The sequence below is a fragment of the Stenotrophomonas sp. YJH_SMC_17 genome, assembly GCF_059371655.1.
This window is the reverse complement of record NZ_JCAFUU010000006.1, coordinates 91,884-113,226: the sequence shown is the minus strand read 5'-3', so window position 1 is coordinate 113,226 and position 21,343 is coordinate 91,884. Positions and strand designations below refer to the sequence as shown.

Sequence of the window (21,343 nt, the reverse complement as noted above, 5' to 3'; positions counted from 1 at the left end):
ATGAGCATCATCCAGCCCGTCATTCTGTCCGGTGGCTCCGGCACCCGCCTGTGGCCGCTGTCGCGCGAGTCCTACCCCAAGCAGTTTCTGCCCTTGGCCAGCGAACTGACAATGCTGCAGGCCACCTGGCAACGCGTTGCACCGCTGGCGGCGCACGGCCCACTGGTGATCGCCAACGAAGAGCATCGCTTCGTTGCTGCGGAGCAACTGCAGCAGGTCGGCGCCGAGCCGGCTGCCATCATCCTGGAGCCGGTGGGCCGCAATACGGCGCCGGCGATCGCGGTCGCAGCCTTGGAGGCCACCCGTAGCGGCGCCGACGCGTTGCTGCTGGTGCTGCCCTCCGATCATGTCATCACCGACGAAGCCGCCTTCCGCAGCGCCGTGCAGGCTGCCGCCAGTGCCGCCGAGGCCGGCAAGCTGGTCACCTTCGGCATCGTGCCGACCGGCCCGGAAACCGGCTACGGCTACATCAAGGCCGCCGACGGCCAGGGCCTGCGTGCGGTCGAACGGTTCGTCGAAAAGCCCGATCTCGACACGGCCACAGGTTACGTAGCCAGCGGCCAGTACTACTGGAACAGCGGCATGTTCCTGTTCAGGGCCTCACGCTACCTGCAGGAGCTGGAACGCTTCCAGCCGGCGATGCTGGCCGGCAGCCGCCAGGCCTGGCAGCAGGCCCGCCGCGATGCCGACTTCACCCGCCTGGACAAGGAAGCCTTCACCGCCGTCACCTCCGACTCCATCGACTACGCGGTGATGGAAAAGACCGCCGATGCGGTGGTGATCCCGCTCGATGCGGGCTGGAACGATGTCGGCTCGTGGACAGCGCTGCGCGACGTCTCGCAGCAGGACGGCGATGGCAATGCGCATCAGGGTGATGTGATCGCCATCGACTGCCGTAACACCTACGCCTATGGCCAGCGCCTGGTCGCGATGGTCGGCCTGGATGATGTGATCGTGGTCGAGACCGATGATGCAGTGCTGGTCGGCAAGGCCGACCGCATGCAGGAGGTCAAGACCGTGGTGGCACAGCTGAAGGCCGAAGGCCGCAGCGAGGCGACCTGGCACCGCAAGGTGTATCGCCCCTGGGGCGCCTATGATTCGATCGACAATGGTGAGCGTTTCCAGGTCAAGCGCATCACGGTCAAGCCGGGCGGCACGCTGAGCCTGCAGATGCACCACCATCGCGCCGAACACTGGATCGTGGTCAGCGGCACCGCCGAGGTCACCCGCGGCGACGAGGTGCTCCTGCTGAGCGAGAACCAGAGCACCTACATCCCGCTGGGCGTGACCCATCGCCTGCGCAACCCGGGCAAGCTGCCGCTGGAACTGATCGAAGTGCAGTCCGGCAGTTACCTGGGCGAGGATGACATCGTGCGCTTCGAGGATACCTACGGGCGCAGTTGAGGTGGGTTGCCAAGCCTGCAACCGGCCAAGGGCGTTACAGAGAAAAGCCAGGGTCAATGACCCTGGCTTTTTCGTTGATCAGTTGCAAAGTTGAAACCACCAAGGGTATGCCAGGCTGACAACCGAAAAAGCGACACTATTGGCACCGGTAGTCTTTGCTCATCTGACTGTCTCGGAATGGATCAGTAAGCGCGTCGGTGTACTGACCCATCAACAGCCTATGAGTCGGCAGCAGATTCTTCCTGTAGAAACGACTGAAAGATGCCAACCTCTCACCGCGCTCCGTCAACTTCACGCAACCGCGCTGGATCTCGATGGTGCCGGACTGCAACTGCTCCGTCAGGCGCACTTCTACCAAGTGGTGCTCTCGCACGTACTCATCCGTAAAAACTTCACGGAACGCATCCTCCCGGATCCCTCCCCCTCGCTGCTGCAACTTCTCAAGAATGTAAAACGACAGCGAACGATCAATGACGGTCGGCACTGAAATTGCGAACAAGTACCCGCCAAGCAACCAGATCGTAGCGAGCTGAATCAACTCGAGCTTGCTGAATTCACTGAACCATTTGAATAAATGAAGCGTGCCAAACACGAGTACCAATGCGATCGCCGCATCAAGCACGCTGGCATAGAAAACTACGTTGACCCGGAAGTACCGCATATGGATGTAGTACGTGAGCAGCAGCGCAACAATGAAGACGGCAGTTGCCAAACCTGCCCGCAAGTACTTGTTCATTTGAACACCAAAAGTTTATTCGCTATGAAACTGAAAGCCATCTGCACCGCAGTTGCTATGAGAAATCCAATGCGATAGTCGTATCCCAATCGATCTGCCCAGATGTACATCACCAGGGCATGCAACGCTGCTATCGCAACATACACGACCAGGAACAGCGAGCCCTGCTTGAGCAGACTGCCCTGCTGACCGTGGAAGACGAAATAGCGATTACCGACGAAGGAGACAGCGATACCGAAAACTGCGGCTATCGCATTGGCAATGCCCGCGACAGGAATCTGGAGAACTTCAATATTGAAATGCAGCACCCCATAGTGCACGATCGTAGCTACGACTCCGTTGATGACGTAGCGAACGAACTGGCCGGACAACAGTCGCTCACTGCCGGCCGGCATACTGAATCTCTGCAACGAACTCCCGGTAGCTCCCTGCAACCAAGACGCCCCCGCTACGGATCATGCCCGAAAGCATCAGAATGATCAGCGTCAACGCAGCGGTCTGCAGAAACACCAGCAAGAGGATTCCAAACGCAAGAGAAAACCAACCCGGAGTCGCAAACCCGAGAGCTTTAAGGAGCAGAGCAAGAACGCCACCGCAGACCGATAGTCCTGCAACCAGTGTGCACGCAATACCCACACGCACAAGCACGTCCTCCGCAAAGACCATCAGCGCACGGAAGCCATGCAATGCCAAACCGACGAAATTCATCTTGCTGCGGCCCGCATAACGCGGCCCCCGATCCAGCGAGCAGGTCTGCACCCGCAACTTCGACCCCAGCACAGCAGCAGCGACGTGAGTCCACAACTCCTGCATCGAGGCCAGTCGACGGACTGCAGGCATCTTGGCTGCCATGAAGTTGCCAAAACTGATCCGGCGCCCACTGAGAAGCGAGAACAGCATCTTGTATACAACATAGAAAGCCTTGAACTTCAAGGATTCCACTCGACTTTTCCGACTCGCGACGACCACATCCACCTCGGGCGAATCCAGCGCTGAAACCAGCTCGGTCATGCTTTCCGGCGTATCTTCGCCATCGGAATCCATGGCAACTACAACCACATCATCCCCGAAGTGCTCGGCTACATAACTAAGACCAATTGCGATCGCGCGTTGATGCCCTACATTGCGGCGCAACTTGATCACCACACCATCAAGGGCCGCAGCCCGAATTGCCGAAACATCAAGGGGCTGACGCACGGATCCGTCATCGACAGCCACGATGTAGGTGTCGAGCCCCTGCGTTCGGGCAATCTCAAGGAACAACTTGGATGACGCTTCCAAGTCCTCGTACACGGGCATCACCACGACCTTGCGCATCAGTCCTTCCTCATGCCTGCAAGCGGTGACGGAAATATGCGATGGTTTCCTTCAGGCCATCCTCAAGACAGACCTTCGGCTCCCAGTCGAACGTTGACTTTGCAAGACTGATGTCGGGCTGACGCTGTTTCGGATCGTCCGAAGGCAACGGGCGGAACTCGATGGTCGAGTGCCCGCCGACAAGGCGCAGAACCGTCTCAGCCAGCTCCAGCATCGTAAATTCGCCGGGATTGCCGATGTTGACTGGACCAGTGAAATCGGCGGGGGAATCCATCAGACGCAACATCCCCTCCACCAGGTCATCGACATAGCAGAAGCTACGGGTCTGTGTACCATCGCCGTAGATCGTAATAGGCTCACCTTTGAGCGCCTGTACGATGAAATTGCTCACCACCCGCCCATCACTTGGATGCATGCGCGGGCCATAGGTATTGAAGATCCGCATCACCTTGATCTCCAACTGATGTTGACGCCAGTAGTCGAAGAACAAGGTCTCCGCACAGCGCTTGCCCTCGTCATAACAGCTGCGGATGCCGATCGGGTTCACGCGTCCCCAGTAGCCTTCGACCTGCGGATGGATCTCGGGATCACCGTAGACCTCGCTGGTACTTGCCTGGAGGATGCGCGCCCCAACACGCTTGGCCAGGCCAAGCATGTTGATGGCTCCGTGGACACTGGTCTTGGTGGTCTGCACCGGATCGTACTGATAATGCACGGGCGAGGCGGGGCAAGCCAGGTTGAAGATGCGGTCCACTTCGACATACAGGGGAAATGTGACGTCGTGTCGCATCAACTCAAAGCGGGGATGGTCCAGCAGACCCTGAACATTGGCCTTGCTTCCGGTGTAGAAATTGTCCACGCAGAGAACATCGTGCCCAGCCTCGATCAGCCGATCGCAAAGGTGGGAACCGAGGAAACCGGCACCACCGGTAACCAGAATGCGTTTTTGCTCTTCAAGTTTCAAAGCTGACCTCGGCATTTTGAAGTTGCGACCATGGAGGCGAATGGGCCTGTACACATGGATAGGCACAGACTGATCGCGGTGATTGTATGCGAAAACAAGGAGTCGCCTCCGGCAAACCGAGCGTACTCCCCACACCTCAGCCGTTGGCCGGTACCAGCTCGGCCATGACCCGCTGCAGGCCATCCTGCCACGTCGGCAGCACGATGCCGAAATCCTGCTGCAGCTTGCGGTTGTCCAGCACCGACCAGGCCGGGCGTTTGGCCGGGGTCGGATACTCGGAACTGGGGATCGCCTCGACCGACGGCGCCTTGGCCAGCAGGCCGGTCGCCAGCGCCTGCGCGAAGATCGCCTCGGCAAAACCGTGCCAGCTGGTCTGGCCACTGGCGGTCAGGTGCCAGGTACCGGACAACGGATCCGGATACTGCAGTGCCTGCGCAGTGACGTCGGCAATCAGTGCTGCCGGCGTCGGCGTGCCGATCTGGTCGGCGACCACCCGCAGCTGATCGCGCTCGGCGCCCACTCGCAGCATCGTGCGCAGGAAATTGGCGCCATGTGAGGCATACACCCACGCCGTGCGGAATATCAGGTGGCGGCCACCGGCGGCACGCACGGCGTCTTCGCCATCCCGCTTGCTGGTGCCATAGACGCCCAGCGGCGCGGTCGCTTCGTCTTCGCGGTAGGGCGCACTGCCCTGACCGTCGAACACGTAGTCGGTGGAGTAATGCACGAAGGGCACGCCATGGGCCGCGCACCAGCGCGCGATCACACCCGGTGCCTGCGCGTTGGCCACGAACGCGGCCTCGGCGTCCTGTTCGGCGCGATCCACCGCCGTGTAGGCCGCGGCATTGACCACCACCGACGGCTGCAGCCGGTCCAGCAGGGCTGTCAGGCTGTCAGGCTGGCCGAAATCAGCGGTTTCGCAGGGGCTGCCATCAGGCAGGACACCGCTGCGGGTGGTCGCGACCACCTGGCCCAAGGGCGCCAGCGCGCGCAGCAGCTCCTGGCCGACCTGGCCATTGCCACCGAAAACCAGAACGGTCATGGCACGTAGACCGGCAGGCGGTCTTCGGCAATGTCCTTCAGGAAGGGGGCGCTCTCGTCCTTGGCCGACAGGGTCGGTGCGCTCACCGGCCAGTCCACCGCGATGTCGGCATCGTTCCAGCGCACGCCTGCATCGAAGTCCTTCAGGTAGACCTCGGTGCACAGATAGCTGAACACCGCGCGCTCGGACAGTACGGCAAAGCCGTGGGCGAAGCCTTCCGGAATCCAGAACTGCTTCTTGTTCTCCGCGCTCAGCACCACCGCTTCCCACTGGCCAAAGGTCGGCGAACCACGGCGGATGTCCACCGCCACGTCATAGACCTCGCCTTCCAGCACGCTGACCAGCTTGCCCTGCGGGCGCGGCCACTGGTAATGCAGGCCGCGCAGCACGCCCTGTGCCGACGTCGACACGTTGCTCTGCACGAAGCGATCCGGCAGGCCCAGCGCGGCAAAGCGCTCGGCGTTCCAGGTTTCGAAGAAATAGCCGCGGGCATCGCCGAACACCGCCGGCTCGATCACCACGCAGCCGGGCAACTTGGTTTCAATCACTTTCACGGAACAACTCCACGCAGGGCGAGCTTGTGCAGGTACTGACCGTAGCCATTCTTGATCAGCGGTGCAGCCAATGCTTCCAGCTGCTCGGCGGTGATCCAGCCCTGGCCGAACGCGATTTCTTCCGGGCAGCAGACCTGGAGGCCCTGGCGGGTCTGGATGGTCTCGATGAAATTGGAGGCTTCCAGCAGCGACTGGTGGGTGCCGGTATCCAGCCAGGCATAGCCACGGCCGAGCGCTTCCAGGTGGAGGTTACCCTCGGCCAGATAGCGCTTGTTGAGATCGGTGATCTCCAGCTCGCCACGCGGCGACGGCTTCAGTTCGGCGGCGTGCGCGCTGGCGTTGCCGTCGTAGAAATACAGGCCGGTGACCGCATAGTTCGAGCGCGGGTTTTCCGGCTTCTCCACCAGGTCGATGACCTTGCCGCTCTTGTCGAACTCGGCCACGCCATAGCGTTCCGGGTCGTTCACCCAGTAGCCGAACACGGTGGCGCCATCCACGCGCTGGTCGGCACGCTTGAGCACGTCGCGCAGGCCGTGGCCGTGGAAGATGTTGTCGCCCAGCACCAGGCAGCTCGGCTTGCCGGCCACGAAATCGCGACCGATCAGGTAGGCCTGCGCCAGCCCATCCGGGCTCGGCTGCACCGCGTACTGGATGTCCATGCCCCACTGCGAACCGTCGCCCAGCAACTGCTGGAACAACGCCTGTTCGTGCGGGGTATTGATGATGAGCACTTCACGGATGCCCGCCAGCATCAGCACGCTGAGCGGGTAGTAGATCATCGGCTTGTCGTACACCGGCAGCAGCTGCTTGCTGACGCCCTTGGTGATCGGATACAGCCGGGTGCCGGAGCCACCGGCGAGGATGATGCCCTTGCGCTGGGTCATGAGGTCTCCTGGGTTCAGGCCGCGGTGCCGATGCGCTGCAGACGGTAGCTGCCGTCGAGCACGCCGTTGACCCATGCCTGGTTGTCCAGGTACCAGTCGACGGTGAACGTGATGCCCTGCTCGAAGGTGTAGGCCGGTTCCCAGCCCAGGTCGTTCTTCAGCTTGGAGGCATCGATCGCATAGCGGCGGTCATGGCCGGGGCGGTCGGTGACGTAGGTGATCTGGCTGCTGCGCGGCTGGCCGTCTGCACGCGGGCGGCGCTGGTCCAGAAGTGCGCAGATCGCCTGCACCACTTCGATGTTCTGCTTTTCCGAGTTGCCGCCGACGTTGTAGGTCTCGCCGACCTGGCCCTTGGCCAGCACGGTGCGGATCGCTTCGCAGTGGTCGGACACGAACAGCCAGTCGCGCACCTGCTTGCCATCGCCGTACACCGGCAGCGGCTCGCCGGCCAGCGCCTTGGCGATCACCAGCGGAATGAGCTTCTCCGGGAAGTGGTACGGGCCGTAGTTGTTGGAGCAGTTGGTGGTCAGCACCGGCAGCCCGTAGGTGTGGTGGAACGCACGGACCAGGTGGTCCGAAGCGGCCTTCGACGCCGAATACGGGGAATTCGGCGCGTACGGCGTGGTTTCGCTGAACTTGCCGGTCTCACCCAGGGTGCCGTACACCTCGTCGGTGGACACGTGCAGGAAGCGGAAGGCCGCGCCCTGCTCGGCCGGCAGCGCCTTCCAGTAGTCACGGACCGCTTCCAGCAGGCCCAGGGTGCCCACCACGTTGGTCTGGATGAAAGCGCCCGGGCCGTCGATGGAACGGTCCACGTGGCTCTCAGCGGCGAAATTCAGCACGGCGTCGGGCTGGTGTTCGGCCAGCAGGCGGGCGACCAGGGCGCTGTCGCCGATGTCACCCTGCACGAACACGTGGTTCGGATTGCCGTCCAGGCTGGACAGGGTCTTCAGGTTGCCGGCGTAGGTCAGCACGTCGAGGTTGATGACCTTGACGCCGCGCGCGACGGCCTCGAGAACGAAGTTACCGCCAATGAATCCGGCGCCGCCGGTGACAAGCCATGTGGGCACTACCTGTTCTCCTGATCGAAATTCATCCAAGGAGCGCCCATGAGCGCCCCGGCACAGCGGCACAGGATACATGCCGATGGCCTTCACGACTGCCTGCGTGACGTGAACGGAACGCCGGGGAGGTCATGTTTTTGCCGCGTCGCAGCAAACCCATACGCATTCGCATGGTCACCCCAAGCCAGCTAGAATCGGGATCCCACCCCCGAACCGGTTGCTGTTCCAGAACCGGGCGTTCTCCGCAACTGTGAGCCGGCCAGTGGCCGGCACTACAAGGATCGAGCAGCAGATGAAAATCCTCGTCGCGTACAAGCGCGTGGTGGACTACAACGTCCGCATCCAGGTCAAGCCGGACGGCTCTGGCGTGGTCACCGACGGCGTCAAGCTGTCCCCCAACCCCTTCGACGAAATCGCTCTGGAAGAAGCCCTGCGACTGCGCGACAAGGGCATTGCCAGCGAAGTGGTGGTTGCGACCATCGCCCCGGCCGATGCCCAGGCGCACCTGCGCAACGGTCTGGCCATGGGCGCCAACCGTGCCATTCACGTCGTCACCGACCAGGCCATCCAGCCGCTGACTGCGTCGCGCACCCTGCTCAAGCTGATCGAGAAGGAACAGCCGGACCTGGTGATCCTCGGCAAGCAGGCCATCGACGATGACGCCAACCAGACCGGCCAGATGCTGGCCACGCTGTGGGGCCGCCCGCAGGCGACCTTCGCCAGCAAGCTGGAGATTGCCGATGGCAAGGCCACGGTGACCCGCGAAGTCGACGCCGGCCTGGAAACGCTGGAAGTGGACCTGCCGGCCGTGGTCACCACCGACCTGCGCCTGAACGAGCCGCGCTTCATCAAGCTGCCGGACATCATGAAGGCCAAGGCCAAGCCGCTGGAGACCCTGCAGCTGGCCGATCTGGGCGTTGAAGCCGCCGACACCTTCAAGACCACCCATTACGCCGCGCCGTCCAAGCGCAGCAAGGGTGTGATGGTCAAGGACGCGGCCGAACTGGTTGCCGCACTCAAGCAGAAGGGGTTGCTGTAATGAGCAAGATTCTCGTCATCGCCGAGCACCACGACGGCAAGCTCAACGCCGCCACCGCCAAGACCGTCAGCGCCGCCGCTGCCATCAGCGGTGCCAGCATCGATGTGGTGGTGCTGGCCGCCGATCCGGCCGCCGTCGCCGCTGAAGCCGCGAAGATCGCCGGCGTCGCCAAGGTCCTGACCGTGGCCAACGCCGCCAACGCGCAGGCCATCGCCCAGGTGCTGGCGCCGCAGATCGCGCAGCTGGCCGAGGGCTACACCCACGTGTTCGGCCCGTCGACCACCTTCGGCAAGGACCTGATGCCGTGTGTGGCCGCCCTGCTCGGCGTCAACCAGGTCTCCGACCTGATGACCGTCGAAGGCAGCCACACCTTCAAGCGCCCGATCTACGCCGGCAACGCGATCATCACCGTGGAAGCCCCAGCCGACCAGACCGTGGTTGCCACCGTGCGTGCCGCGTCGTGGCCGGAAGCCGCCCAGGGCGGCAGCGCCGCCATTGAAGCGGCGAGCGTCGACGCCGCGCTGCCAACCCACACCCGCTTCGTCGGCCTGGCCGCCGGTGCCAGCGACCGTCCGGACCTGCAGAGCGCCAAGCGCGTGGTTTCCGGTGGTCGTGGTGTCGGTTCGGAAGAGAACTTCAAGGTCATCTTCCAGCTGGCTGACAAGCTCGGTGCCGCCGTCGGTGCCTCGCGCGCTGCGGTCGATGCCGGCTACGTGCCCAGCGACCTGCAGGTTGGCCAGACCGGCAAGATCATCGCGCCGGAACTGTACGTGGCTGTGGGTATCAGCGGTGCCATCCAGCACCTGACCGGCATCAAGGATGCCGGCACGATTGTCGCGATCAACAAGGACGGCGATGCGCCGATCTTTGAGATTGCCGATATCGGGCTCGTCGGGGATCTGTTCGCGATCCTGCCGGAGCTGGAAGCAGCACTAAACTGATGCTTTGAGCAGGGCACCCTAGGGTGCCCTGCTTTGAGCAGATTCAGTTGTCTCCGAACAGGTCCCGGGTATAGACCTTGTCTGCGACGTCATCAAGTTCGGAAGACATCCGATTGCTGATGATCACATCGGCCTCGCGCTTGAAGAGAGCCAGATCATTGACCACTCTCGACCGGAAGAATTCCGGATCCGGGCAGTTCGGTTCGTGGACAATTACCTCCACTCCCTTGCTCTTGATGCGCTTCATCACGCCTTGGATGCTTGAAGAGCGGAAGTTGTCTGAACCGCTTTTCATGATCAGACGGTAGACGCCAACAACCTTCGGCTTGCGCTTGAGAATCTGCTCGGCAATGAAATCCTTTCGCGTGGTATTGGATTCAACAATCGCGCGAATCAGATTCTGAGGAACGCTGCTGTAGTTCGCCAACAACTGCTTTGTGTCTTTCGGAAGGCAGTAGCCGCCGTATCCGAAAGAGGGGTTGTTGTAGTGTCCGCCAATGCGTGGATCCAGACTTACGCCCCGGATGATCTGCTTGCTATCCAGCCCGTGGCTGACAGCATAACTATCCAGTTCGTTGAAGTACGATACCCGCATGGCCAGGTAAGTGTTGGCAAAAAGCTTGATTGCCTCCGCCTCGGTTGGATCAGTGAACAGAATGGGAACATCCTTCTTGATCGCTGCATCCTTCAGTAGAGCCGCAAACACCTCCGCGCGCCCGGACTTCTCACCAACGATGATCCGCGAAGGATAGAGATTATCATGGAGAGCACGACCTTCTCGCAGGAACTCCGGCGAGAAGATGATGTTCCCGGTGCCAAATTTGGCTCGCACGCTTTCAACATAACCGACTGGAATGGTCGACTTGATGACCATGGTCGCCTCAGGAGCAATCTTCAGCACCTGAGAAATCACCGATTCGATCGACGAAGTGTTGAAGTAATTCGTTTCGGGGTCGTAATCGGTAGGCGTGGAAATGATGACGAACGCCGCTTCGGCATACCCATCGACCGGGTCCAGCGTCGCCCGGAAATCAAGCCCGCCGCCCTGCAATGCGGCCTCGAGCTCAGGATCGGCAATCGGAGACACGCCCCTGTTGAGCAACTTGACTTTTTCCTCAACGACATCGACAGCAACAACTTCATGCTGGCGAGCAAGAAGCACGCCGTTGGACAATCCCACGTAACCCGTACCAGCAACCGCAATCTTCACAATAGTTTCTCTATCAGTATTGCCAAGCATCAGATGACCACGAGCACACCAGGCACTTTCATCCCTTCCTCGTGGAACCAAAAGACCAACTCCTGAACCAAGCTTACTTCAAGCATGTACTGACCGGGAGGTGCCTCTGCGCTGAAGGAAACATCTACCGCCTTCCCGGGCGATAGCTCAAGCGAAAGATCCTTGCGAGCATCCCAACCCGGCGGCGCGCTGCCGCCTTCAACAGGCACCAAGCGCCAAGAGAGCCGGACATTTCGCCCTTCGGTCTCGATGGTCTTCAAGATCGAATCTGAACCATTTCTTATCCGAACCCTGGCGCTGACACCACCGGCCACTGCAGAACACTCAATGATAAGAAGCTCGATCCTGGCCGCCACCTCCGGTGCAATTCGACCAGCGAAGGGAACTACGTTGAAGTAGGGATCCGCGATGGCACCTGATTTCAATCTGGAAATCAACACAACATCCTCGCCTGCCACCTGCTTTCGAAAGTACTCTTCGTAATCCCCTGAAAGGCATGAATCCGCGCAAGCCGAAGTGCCACGATAGTTATCAAGAACGAACTCTGGCTTAGCATGGTCATCTACAAGTACCACGCGTTCTCGATAATCCGGTGACATGTCCAGCAACGCCCTATCAAGTGGCGTCCTGCTGACGGCCTTTATTGAAATCAACCGCCCACCCTCCAGATCAACCACCGACTCGATTGCAGATCTGTTTGCCAGCCCCCAGTAATCGACCTCAAATCGCCGCTTCCAATCAGAGCCAGCAAGAAAATTGAAGTAGACGTTCTGCAGGGGGTGCACCATCATCATCCAACCGATCTGCACGGCGAATGAAGCAGCAAGAACAACCGGCAGGCCACGTGCGAAAACTGGAAACTCGGCCGCCCACTTAGCTATGACAGTCAAGGCTCCAGCAGAAAGCAGGATCAGACCCGGATAAATGAAATAGAGTTGTCGCCATCCATCGTAGACCACCGACCCCATCGCGATTACTGCGACCAACGGGGCGTATGCAAGCAAAAGATAGGCGGTCACCAGTTCAGCCCTCTCGCCCCAGCGCATTATTTGGACCAACGCAGAAGCAGTACCAATCGCGGCCAGAACCAGGACTACAGGCGGCGTTGTTATTGCTATCCAGACCGGGAGGTAGTGCCAAGGAAGATCAGTTGCCTGGTACACGCGACCGAGATAGAGGACCTCATTATCCCACCGGAAATGCGCCATTCGTTCAAAAACGAAAATGAAATTCCGAACAGGCGCCTCCCAGAGAAATGGGAACATTACATAGACGGCAGCCACAGTGGAAAGAGTGTAAAGCAGGGACAACCTGAATACATGACCGCGGGATCTTTTTGCCTGTACCAGCTGGATAACAAGTAGAAAAACTGTCAGGGGCAGAAGCACGACCCCCATGATTCGGATATCGATAGCAAATCCCGTGGCCACTCCATGGAGTACCATTGCTCCGACACGCCCGGAAATCAGTGCCCTCGTCAACGTCCACGTCGATATGGCCATTGCGGCCATGAACGCAATATCCTTGGAGTTGTAGAACGACTCAGCGAAAACTCTGGGAGAGAGCGCCATCAAAATCGCCGCGGCAATCGCGACGGCCTCGCTCGCATATGCGAGCCTTGCCGTTCGATAGATGGCAAAAACACCCAAGGCACAGAGCAGGAACGTCAACAGATGCCTCAGCGGCCAGATCCGATCCCCCTCTACCCCAGTCAACCGCTCTGCGGCGGCAAGCGGAAGCTCAAAGGCTACGCCATAATCCCTGTCCTGCCACGTTGAAAGGTCGGGTATCGATCTGAGCTCCTCCTGCAAAGCTCCCGAACCCACCACGCCATCAACATACTTGAGGTTGACCAGTCCATTCATCCGGGACGTTGGCTCATCCCAAGAGACAGCGTAATCCGAGTGAATCAGGACTCCCACCAACAGGTAGACCACGAAAGCCGCTGCAGCGAAATACCTTCCTGAGACCCGCATCCCCCCCCCTTGGCCGCATGAATGAGACCCGCAGAGGCTGGAGCCAACCGCGGTCCCTCAGGGGTTCAGCGGGGTTGAGGCAACCGCCATTCCCTCGTCGCTGAACCAGAAAACAGTCTCTTGAACCAAATTCGCCTGCAAAGTTCCTGCCCCACGGTTCAATCCACTAGCGTGGAATTCCACGTTGGCCGATTCACCTGGCGCCAACTGTAGCATCAAGTCCTGGCGGGCATCCCATCCCGGGGGGGCCTTGTCCTCACCGGGCTGCACAACCCGCCATGAGAGGCGAACATTGCGTCCAGCTACCTCAAGGGTACTGATGTCCTGGGAAGATCCGTTGTGGATAGTTACAGTGACCCTCGCCCCGCCCTCATCATAGATCACGCTTGCGATTGCAATGCTGACATTGCGCGCGACTCCTGCCGGGATCCGGCCCGAAAATCTTGCCAATCGTCCGCCAACGCATTCTTGCTTGGGAACCATCACGATCCTATCCAGAAGCTGCTGCGCCTGAGTCCCGTCCACCCGCCCAAACTGAATCTGTGTGCGGACGAAACTCTCCGCGCTTTCACAGCTTCCAGCCACGCCAGCGCCAGGCGGCACGTAGCCGGAATATCCATTAATGGAAGCCATTCCATGATCCTGAGCATAGATCATCGCGTCGAGGTCATCGAGATATGGAGAATCCGATGATCGATCCGCCATGATCACGCTCCCGGGAACCACCCCGGCAGGCACCCTCGATTCAAAGTTCGCCTGCCTGGCCCGCCAATCAGCGAAGCTTGCGTTGCCTGCCTCAAAGGTACTTGACTCTGCAACCAGAAGAACAACCGCCAGCAGACCTCCAACGCAAAGACGAGGGGCACCACGTCGCTCAAGAAGCGTGAGAACACGCTGGAAACCAATACCTGCAAGGATACCAAGAGGCATGACCATGACCAGCATCACACGGGTTACAGCTCGTACTGAGTCGATCCCAGGAACGTGCAGGAAGAGTCGATAGATGGAGAAATTACTAACATTCAGGGTTCCAGCCACCAGCAACAGTAAGGAGACAAACGCCAACCGGCCAATATCGGTGTACTCGATCCTGCGAAGCGCAACCAGTGCACCCACCAAACAGAAGAGCAGAACGCCCACTCCGATGAAAAGCTGATGCTCATGCCGCATTGAAATGTCGGTGATCGAGCCGCCGACAACATGGCTTAGCTTGGAGAAATCTGAAATCAGGTAGCTCCAGACCCTCGGGAGCATACTGAGAATCTCATCGCGAGGTCGCTCAAACCCATGGGCGAGCGTGACTTGCTTGTATTTTGCGAGCAATGCAAACACAGCCGCTCCACACACAAGTACGACGGATGCAGATGCAAGCGTTCCAAACAAATTGGTTCTACTGACACTCTGCATGACGCTCCAGCGGATAGCCCCTGCCTTGCCCAGTAACAGCCAGCCGAAAACCATCGCGATCAGAAGATAAACAGCGAAGACACCTGTATAGATTGCACAGTAGAACTGCGCCATGAGCCAGACGGCAGTCCAAGCCAGAGACGACGTTTTTCCTGACTCCAACCAGGCATAGAAGTTTACAAATACCAACGGCACGAACATGCGAAACGCAAATTGCGCGTGGGCCTGCTGGGCTAGAACCGGGAGGGAGAACGCGAAGACAAACGCAGCAGCCGCGGCACCTGAATGCCTGAGTTTCAAACGTCTGAATGCGACGTATGCAAGCACATAGTTCAGAATGCCTCCAAGCATCAACCAGAGCGCAAGCGCCGGCTCCCGCTCAAACCCAAGAAGGCGAAGCAGGGCATAAGGAAGAATAGAACCGAAATGGTTATCGCTGAGCGCCAGGACGTCCTTGACCGGATAGAAGAACCCCGGACTCCACAGAAACTCTACGTCTCCTCGCAGCCATTGATAGACGTGCTCAAGCACCACAGAGTTGAATCTTGCGTCGATCAGATCGCCCGGTACTGCCGTGAGATAAGAATTTGCCCTCAACTGATAGAAGGTGACACCAACAAACAGGAAAAGTGTGAATGCAATCAGGCCTCTAGCCTTCTCGCCACCGACCGAAATTGCATTCATCAAGACTCTCTCTTCGCTCACACACAATTAGACTCTACGAATGGCGGAAATGCACGGTGCGTAAACTACCAGGCAATCAAGCCTGACCAGTGCAGCCCTTTAACCGCCTACCCACGGAGCAACGCGCCAGCGCACTCCTCCTCCGCAACTGTCAACGGCGGCGCATGATTTTCATGAACCCGTTTCGGAAACTCGAATTTGAGTACTTGGCCACGCTCTGACGGGCCCTTTCGGCCAGTTCGATCTGCGCTCCGGTTCCGTACAGCGCCATCAGATCTCGGGTTTTCAAGCGCAGGTCATCCGCATTACGGAAGTGGAATCCGTCGACGCCATCTGTGACGATTTCCTTCGGCCCCCCCATAGGAACAACGATTGGGATTGCACCAGCAGCCATCGCTTCGCATGCTGTCATGCCGAAGTGTTCCAGCTTCTCCGGTTCGATAGTTTCCGACTCACCCCAGCCAGCACCGTGCCAAAAGATCGAGGCCACGGAGTACTCCTCCAGCAACTCCCTGGCAGTAAGGTTGCCCATGATTCTGATAGGGTAACCGCGAGCAAGCTCATTCACCCGCTCAAAGTACTCTCGATGGGCGGCTGTATCCGCATGTACACTGCCCGCGAGGTGGTACTCCCACCCCTCTGGGACCATGCCAGCGTCGCACATACCCCTGAACGCACCAATGAGTTCCACGTGCTTTTTGTTATGCCCACCGGCAAAGAAACGCCCGACGCTCAGGATTACCCTCTTCTTGCCGTCGAGTTCAATGCCAGCGAATCGCTCGGTGTCGATCGGAGGTGGTAGAACATCCGCTTTGCGCGCCCAACGCTTCTCTACCCAGGCAGCCGTGAATTCTGAATTGGCCAACGGCACATCGTAACTGTCGATAAAAGGGCGCAGATCTTTTGAGACATGGCCTCGAACGAGCTTTCTTGCATTATTAGCAATACGCCCAAAGCGCGGAAATCCCTCGCGACTCAACTTTCCTGCCGCCCGCTGCAGGAAGCGAGCGATGCGTGAGCCTTCAACCAACTCGTGGGGAAAGAACACCAGATAGATCGACCTGACTGCCTGCGAGACCATCGACGAACAATAGGTTGAATTGATGAACAAGTCATAATCAGCACTTCTGGGCGCGAGCTCGGCGCACGACTGTGCAGGCCAGTCCACCCATCGCGCGCCATCAAGCTTCAGATTCATACGCTGGCAGAACTCAACCTCATCAACTGGACCAACGCGAATCAGGTCAACCTCGTAGCCCTCGGACAACAGTACTTCTGCGATGGTTCCGACGTGCTTCTCGCCACCACCCATCGTGGACCAATAGCGATTATAGATACCAACTTTCATCGTGCTCTAGCCCCAATCATATCAGTCGCGCGCAAGCGTCCGGTCCAGCGGTGCAGCAAGGCCAGGGGGGCGAGCTTGAGCAATCCATACTGGATGCGAAGTCGAAGACGAAGCTCTCCATTGCATCTCTCATTCCGGAATCCGCGCCGCACCGCAGCGACGAACGCCCGCAGGCACCGGGCGGACTCCCTCGCATATGCGGCTGCCGCTACATATAGAGGAGCATGCTTGATCTTGATCAAGACGTGGTTTCTCGACACAAAAAAGATGAACGTCGGTGACCATTCGACACTGGACCCGGTATGCACGTGACGAACCACACTATCAGGAACATAACGGAGACTGCCTCCCGCCTTGCGAAGACGCCAGCAGAGATCTGTATCCTCGTAATACATGAAGAAGCTGGAATCGAACAAGCCGGCCTCGATCAATGCCGATCGCCGCATGAGCATCGATGCACCACACAGCGCGTTGACGTTCTCAGCGGCGTCAAACTGGCCGGTGTCCACCTCGTAGATGCCACGATCGCCAGCTTCACCGCTGTCATTCAAGTTGGTTCCAGCATTGTTGATCACATCAAACGCTAGACCCGTCAGGAAGCTTGCATCACAGTCAAAAACGAATTCTTTGAAGCCTGTCTCAAGCCGCCCAGATGCCAGCTGACGCCCGCCTGCCTTGACAGTAAATTCGCCGCCCTCTCCCATCTCAGAGCCAGAGAGCACCAGCTTCAACTGGAAACTTCCGCCCGTCTGCTCTGGCGGCAAAGGGATTCGTAGCGTTGCGTCACCGTTTGTCCAGTTGACCTTCCTGGAACCGTGATACTCCGGCCCCCAGAAGCCGTGGGAATATATCAGCTTTCGGTAACCACTTCCGATGAAGCAACTCTCATCGTCAACAAGCACGCCAAGGTCTCGAGTGTCGTCCGAAACACCTGCTTCGCTCGGTCGGAATGCCGCGCTCTGGATGTTTAGCTCGACATACCGCCGGAAGAAAAGAATTTTCGATCCAGCAGCGGATGCCGCCGGATGGGACATCAGCTCCTCGACCAAAGCCGAGAGCCAGAGCGGATCGACTACGGTATCGTTGTTGATCAGCCCAATCAGCTCACCATTTGCGCGGGTCATGCCAAGGTTGTTTCCACCTGCAAAACCCAGATTTTTCCTTGATTCGATGATGCGAACCCAAGGGAAGGTAGATCCAACATAGCCCACGGAGTCATCGGCCGACGCATTATCGACGAAAATTACTTCAAACCGGGGATACTCGAGCTTCTCGATGCTCTCAAAGAGCGGCTGCAGGAAACGCCTTCCATTGTAATTGACAACAATAAGGCTCACCAAAGGGAGAGATTTCTCGAACTGCGCCCTTTTGGCCTGTGATACCTCATTGAGATGACGCTGTGCCTTCTCTTCATGGACGGCATAATCACGCGCACCCTCCATACTTCGCAGCATCTCCTGATACTCAGCTGCGACCTTATTTACTTCAGCCTTCCAATCACTGTCCTTGGCCATGAGCGCCTGATCGCGCTCAATTGAGATTCGTTCGATCTCCATCCTATAATCCGCGGCGACCTGCTCAACTCGCTGCCCCCACGCCTGATCCTTGTCGACAAGCATCTGGTCGCGCTCAAGACCTATCCTCGCAATCTCGCACTGATAGTCATTGGCCACCTGTCGAACGCGCGCCTCGACGTAGCCAGCAACCTCAAACACGGACTGAGGTAACCGCGGGATCTCCCCCGCAGACGCAAGCGCAACGAAGTAGACGGGCTGGCGAGGCATCTGCGCATTCTGCGCTTCTTCAAGAAGCCCGCCCTCTTCGCTCCAGTAGTGGCGGATCGCATCGGCACGATCCGAAGCAACCGGATTGATCGGCCTGATCCGCCCGATCATCGAAGCCATGGTGGTGCGCTGACCGTAAAGTTCGAAGGCGGGGAAGTACTGAAGAATCAACCCCTCGAACTCGGCACGATCCAACTCCTTGACATGGAATTCATTGTGGAATGCCGGCTTCTCCGAATACTCGACACGATCCGGACTGGATATCATCAGCACTCCGTCGGGACGAAGGACACGAACGATCTCCCTCATCATTTCATGGTGCTGATCATGGTGTTCGATTGTCTCGAAACTGACGACGACGTCGACGCTAGCATCAGGCAAAGGGATTGCTGTGCAGGAGCCGCAATGGAATTCGAGATTATCGGACCTGTATGCGTCACGAGCGTGGTCTACGGCACCAGGATCAATGTCAACGCCAATTACTTTCTGAGCATGTCGGGACATCAAGGCGGAGCCGTAGCCTTCTCCACATGCAATGTCCAGCACCTGCTTACCAGCAATGATCTCGCAGGCTAGGTGATATCGATGGTAATGTTCCATCTCGATCTCACCGGTCACACCCGGGATGAAGCGTTCTCCGGTGAAGTCCAGATGGTGTTCGGACATGGGCACAGAACCATTAATCACGACTTCATCTCCATTTCGATCCTGCGCATTGGTACGCCAAACAGGCCTAGACATACGGCACTCGATTGAACGTGGAGAATCAGGGCATCATGAATCCACTGGTGCTGGACATGATCAGCCTGGGTGCCTTCTGCGACCGCAGGTGAAATACTGTATTCCCCACCAGGCAATACCGGGAAGGTAAAATTAAACGAGGCAACCAGCGTTGTTTCCGGTGGCACCTTCATATCCAGGTCTCGCTGTGACAGGTAAGTATTGTCCGCGAAGATGATCTGGCCCAGTTTATCCTTGACAACAAACCCGACAATCGGCCGATGGATCTCGTCCTTGGTCCGGACAGTGACCTGTAGAGTAACGTCCTGCCCTCCAACGGCCCAGTTAACCGGATTGCCACCAGCATCCAGCAGTTGCACAGAGGTGATGGTGGCGGCACCTGTTCCGAACGAGGCCCGGTTCTCATCGAACTGAAAAACCTCAATGTCGTTGCGCAGATTGGACGCATCGATCAGCGACTGCCTCATGTCCACGTATTCAATAGGTGCGACCTCGACAAAGGCGTCGGTCGCACCACGTGGCTTCTCCCCTGTTTCTTCCGGCTCATCCAGAATCGGTTCAGCCGCAACCACCGAAGTGCCGGCAGATTCTGGCTCGAAAAGCGATGCAAGATAGGCCTGGGACAGCTCCTTGGGCGCACCATTCATGCGGAGATCGCCTTTGTCCAACCAAATTGCGCGTTCGCAGAGATTGATGACAGCCCCCATATCATGACTGCAGAAAAGAAGAGTCCCGCGCTTCATGAATGACCGGAGGAATCTCATGCACTTCTGGGTGAAATAGGCGTCTCCTACGGACAACGCTTCATCGACGACGAGGATATCCGCATCGACATGTGCAATAACCGAGAATGCCAAGCGCACAACCATACCACTTGAATATGTCTTGACCGGCTGATCTATGAAATCGGAAATCCCGGAAAACTCAACGATGTCAGGGTATCGACTCTCCATCTGTTCGGCAGTCAGTCCGAACAAGGCCCCACTGAGCATTACATTTTCTTTCCCGGTGAACTCAGGATTGAAACCTGATCCCAACTCAAGAAGCGCCGCGATTCGCCCGGTTGTTTTTACCTCACCCACAGACGGACTCAACGTGCCACAGACAAGCTGCAGCAGAGTCGACTTTCCCGAGCCGTTGCGACCGATGATGCCAACGGTTTCGCCACGACGCACACTGAACGAGACATCCTTCAGCGCCCAAAATTCGCGATAGTAGTGCTTGGGTTCGCCACCCAGCGCTCGATCCAGCGCGGGCAGGACGAATTGCTTCAACCTATCCTTCGGATCTGCGTAGATTTCGTAGAACTTGCCGAGGCCTGATACATCGATCACTACTTCCGGCGACGGGTCGGGCGAATTCTCAGAGGACATCAGCAAAGCCTTTACGCATCTTTTGGAATACAGCGAATCCGATGAAAGCGAATGCGGAGGCAATCACCAGATAGACGATCAGCCCCTTGAAGTCAGGCAACTTGCCCCAGATCAACACCTGCCGGGATTGCTCCATGATGAAGGTCAGAGGATTCAACATGAACAGCTTCTGGTATTTTTCGGGCCACGCGGACTGCGGATAGAAAACCGGCGAAAGAAACAGCATTGCAGTTGTGATGAACGTCGTTGTCTGCTTCAGATCACGAATGAATACACCCAGCGCGGCGAGGATCCAGGCAATACCGACCGCAATGACAAGCAGGGGCGCCAGAACGACAGGAAAAAACACAACCTGCCAATGCAAACCGCCGTTGCAGAGTACAAGACCCGCGAGCAGGACACATACGCTGGCAAGACAGTGAAAAAGGGCGGATCCGAGGCTGATGACTGGCAGCGTCTCGAGAGGGAAAACGACCTTGGTCACATAGTTTGTATTCTCAAAAATTATACCCGGGGCGCGATTGATCACCTCGGCGAAAAGGCCATGGATAATCACGCCTACGAACATCACCAATGCAAACTGCGCCCTGCTATCGCCCACCTGACCATGCCAGCGCGCCTTGAAGATTACAGCGAAGACAAATGTGTAGATGAGCAGCATTAGCAGCGGATTGATGAAAGCCCAGAGCAGGCCTGCAAATGACCCCTTATATTTACTCTGGACGTCTCTCTTTCCAAGCAGCCACACGATTCCACGATTTGTCCAGAGCGAATTCAACATCGCTCCGGGAGAAATTCGATTCATCTGAAAATTTTTCCCAATGAAGTCATGCGTAAGCACATGA

18 protein-coding genes are annotated in these 21,343 nt (G+C 58.2%); 3 read left to right on the top strand and 15 right to left on the bottom strand.

The features are described 5' to 3' along the window. A complete protein-coding gene (locus AC5P8Z_RS16100; protein WP_495229502.1) occupies positions 1 to 1,404 on the top strand; it encodes a mannose-1-phosphate guanylyltransferase/mannose-6-phosphate isomerase in 1,404 nt (467 codons plus the stop codon). Between the two features lie 136 nt (positions 1,405 to 1,540). Here the strand turns inward: AC5P8Z_RS16100 and AC5P8Z_RS16095 are convergent, their stop codons facing one another. The 8 genes from AC5P8Z_RS16095 to rfbB all read right to left on the bottom strand — a co-directional run bounded on the left by AC5P8Z_RS16095 (position 1,541) and on the right by rfbB (position 7,971). Then, the gene (locus AC5P8Z_RS16095) at positions 1,541 to 2,140 is read right to left on the bottom strand and encodes a hypothetical protein (RefSeq protein ID WP_049410539.1); all 600 of its coding nucleotides are present in this window, start codon (positions 2,138 to 2,140) and stop codon (positions 1,541 to 1,543) included. Next, positions 2,137 to 2,511, bottom strand: coding sequence for a GtrA family protein (locus AC5P8Z_RS16090; protein ID WP_495229501.1), 375 nt, complete (start codon positions 2,509 to 2,511; stop codon positions 2,137 to 2,139). Before AC5P8Z_RS16090 ends, AC5P8Z_RS16095 begins: the two co-directional genes overlap by 4 nt. Before the next feature lie 7 nt (positions 2,512 to 2,518). Further along, positions 2,519 to 3,457: a glycosyltransferase gene (locus tag AC5P8Z_RS16085; RefSeq protein ID WP_049410534.1), complete on the bottom strand. Its 939-nt coding sequence runs from the start codon at positions 3,455 to 3,457 to the stop codon at positions 2,519 to 2,521. A gap of 10 nt (positions 3,458 to 3,467) precedes the next feature. Next, complete coding sequence (locus AC5P8Z_RS16080) at positions 3,468 to 4,421, bottom strand: UDP-glucuronic acid decarboxylase family protein (RefSeq protein ID WP_312543459.1); 954 nt, start codon at positions 4,419 to 4,421, stop codon at positions 3,468 to 3,470. Between the two features lie 136 nt (positions 4,422 to 4,557). Further along, positions 4,558 to 5,463: a dTDP-4-dehydrorhamnose reductase gene (gene rfbD, locus AC5P8Z_RS16075; protein ID WP_495229500.1), complete on the bottom strand. Its 906-nt coding sequence runs from the start codon at positions 5,461 to 5,463 to the stop codon at positions 4,558 to 4,560. Further along, positions 5,460 to 6,017: a dTDP-4-dehydrorhamnose 3,5-epimerase gene (rfbC, locus tag AC5P8Z_RS16070; protein ID WP_049434959.1), complete on the bottom strand. Its 558-nt coding sequence runs from the start codon at positions 6,015 to 6,017 to the stop codon at positions 5,460 to 5,462. The genes rfbD and rfbC overlap by 4 nt, the downstream gene beginning before the upstream one ends. Then, positions 6,014 to 6,901, bottom strand: a complete 888-nt coding sequence (gene rfbA, locus AC5P8Z_RS16065) for a glucose-1-phosphate thymidylyltransferase RfbA (protein WP_286070878.1) — start codon at positions 6,899 to 6,901, stop codon at positions 6,014 to 6,016. The genes rfbC and rfbA overlap by 4 nt, the downstream gene beginning before the upstream one ends. A gap of 14 nt (positions 6,902 to 6,915) precedes the next feature. After that, positions 6,916 to 7,971 (bottom strand): dTDP-glucose 4,6-dehydratase, encoded by a 1,056-nt coding sequence (rfbB, locus tag AC5P8Z_RS16060; protein WP_295568224.1) that lies wholly within the window; start codon positions 7,969 to 7,971, stop codon positions 6,916 to 6,918. Between the two features lie 286 nt (positions 7,972 to 8,257). Here rfbB and AC5P8Z_RS16055 point away from each other — a divergent pair, with 286 nt between their 5' ends. Both AC5P8Z_RS16055 and AC5P8Z_RS16050 read left to right on the top strand, forming a co-directional pair. Next, positions 8,258 to 9,004, top strand: a complete 747-nt coding sequence (locus AC5P8Z_RS16055) for an electron transfer flavoprotein subunit beta/FixA family protein (protein WP_057496707.1) — start codon at positions 8,258 to 8,260, stop codon at positions 9,002 to 9,004. Beyond that, positions 9,004 to 9,945, top strand: a complete 942-nt coding sequence (locus AC5P8Z_RS16050) for an electron transfer flavoprotein subunit alpha/FixB family protein (RefSeq protein ID WP_495229499.1) — start codon at positions 9,004 to 9,006, stop codon at positions 9,943 to 9,945. The genes AC5P8Z_RS16055 and AC5P8Z_RS16050 overlap by 1 nt, the downstream gene beginning before the upstream one ends. A gap of 43 nt (positions 9,946 to 9,988) precedes the next feature. On the opposite strand, the gene AC5P8Z_RS16045 is transcribed toward AC5P8Z_RS16050, so the two are convergent. The 7 genes from AC5P8Z_RS16045 to AC5P8Z_RS16015 form a co-directional block, all read right to left on the bottom strand. After that, positions 9,989 to 11,155 (bottom strand): nucleotide sugar dehydrogenase, encoded by a 1,167-nt coding sequence (locus tag AC5P8Z_RS16045; protein ID WP_495229498.1) that lies wholly within the window; start codon positions 11,153 to 11,155, stop codon positions 9,989 to 9,991. A gap of 29 nt (positions 11,156 to 11,184) precedes the next feature. After that, positions 11,185 to 13,122: an ArnT family glycosyltransferase gene (locus AC5P8Z_RS16040; RefSeq protein WP_495229497.1), complete on the bottom strand. Its 1,938-nt coding sequence runs from the start codon at positions 13,120 to 13,122 to the stop codon at positions 11,185 to 11,187. Positions 13,123 to 13,218: 96 nt separating this feature from the next. After that, positions 13,219 to 15,252 carry a hypothetical protein gene (locus AC5P8Z_RS16035; RefSeq protein WP_495229496.1) on the bottom strand — a complete coding sequence of 678 codons (2,034 nt, stop codon included), beginning with the start codon at positions 15,250 to 15,252 and terminating at the stop codon, positions 13,219 to 13,221. 151 nt (positions 15,253 to 15,403) lie between these two features. Further along, positions 15,404 to 16,600 carry a glycosyltransferase family 4 protein gene (locus AC5P8Z_RS16030; RefSeq protein ID WP_495229495.1) on the bottom strand — a complete coding sequence of 399 codons (1,197 nt, stop codon included), beginning with the start codon at positions 16,598 to 16,600 and terminating at the stop codon, positions 15,404 to 15,406. Continuing rightward, a complete protein-coding gene (locus AC5P8Z_RS16025) occupies positions 16,597 to 19,050 on the bottom strand; it encodes a methyltransferase domain-containing protein (protein WP_495229494.1) in 2,454 nt (817 codons plus the stop codon). The genes AC5P8Z_RS16030 and AC5P8Z_RS16025 overlap by 4 nt, the downstream gene beginning before the upstream one ends. Positions 19,051 to 19,067: 17 nt before the next feature. Continuing rightward, entirely contained in the window at positions 19,068 to 20,498 is a 1,431-nt protein-coding gene (locus AC5P8Z_RS16020; protein WP_495229493.1) for an ABC transporter ATP-binding protein, read from the bottom strand. Next, a complete protein-coding gene (locus AC5P8Z_RS16015; RefSeq protein ID WP_495229492.1) occupies positions 20,488 to 21,303 on the bottom strand; it encodes an ABC transporter permease in 816 nt (271 codons plus the stop codon). The genes AC5P8Z_RS16020 and AC5P8Z_RS16015 overlap by 11 nt, the downstream gene beginning before the upstream one ends. Positions 21,304 to 21,343 lie beyond the last annotated feature (40 nt).

Excerpts from the sequence above, each read along its gene's own strand:
- AC5P8Z_RS16055 (WP_057496707.1), top strand. The coding sequence starts at position 8,258 with ATGAAAATCCTCGTCGCGTACAAGCGCGTGGTGGACTACAACGTCCGC.
- AC5P8Z_RS16100 (WP_495229502.1), top strand. The coding sequence starts at position 1 with ATGAGCATCATCCAGCCCGTCATTCTGTCCGGTGGCTCCGGCACCCGC.
- rfbD (WP_495229500.1), bottom strand. The coding sequence starts at position 5,463 with ATGACCGTTCTGGTTTTCGGTGGCAATGGCCAGGTCGGCCAGGAGCTG.
- AC5P8Z_RS16015 (WP_495229492.1), bottom strand. The coding sequence starts at position 21,303 with ATGAATCGAATTTCTCCCGGAGCGATGTTGAATTCGCTCTGGACAAAT.
- rfbA (WP_286070878.1), bottom strand. The coding sequence starts at position 6,901 with ATGACCCAGCGCAAGGGCATCATCCTCGCCGGTGGCTCCGGCACCCGG.
- AC5P8Z_RS16050 (WP_495229499.1), top strand. The coding sequence starts at position 9,004 with ATGAGCAAGATTCTCGTCATCGCCGAGCACCACGACGGCAAGCTCAAC.
- AC5P8Z_RS16095 (WP_049410539.1), bottom strand. The coding sequence starts at position 2,140 with ATGAACAAGTACTTGCGGGCAGGTTTGGCAACTGCCGTCTTCATTGTT.
- AC5P8Z_RS16025 (WP_495229494.1), bottom strand. The coding sequence starts at position 19,050 with ATGTCCGAACACCATCTGGACTTCACCGGAGAACGCTTCATCCCGGGT.
- AC5P8Z_RS16020 (WP_495229493.1), bottom strand. The coding sequence starts at position 20,498 with ATGTCCTCTGAGAATTCGCCCGACCCGTCGCCGGAAGTAGTGATCGAT.
- AC5P8Z_RS16085 (WP_049410534.1), bottom strand. The coding sequence starts at position 3,457 with ATGCGCAAGGTCGTGGTGATGCCCGTGTACGAGGACTTGGAAGCGTCA.
- AC5P8Z_RS16030 (WP_495229495.1), bottom strand. The coding sequence starts at position 16,600 with ATGAAAGTTGGTATCTATAATCGCTATTGGTCCACGATGGGTGGTGGC.
- AC5P8Z_RS16035 (WP_495229496.1), bottom strand. The coding sequence starts at position 15,252 with ATGAATGCAATTTCGGTCGGTGGCGAGAAGGCTAGAGGCCTGATTGCA.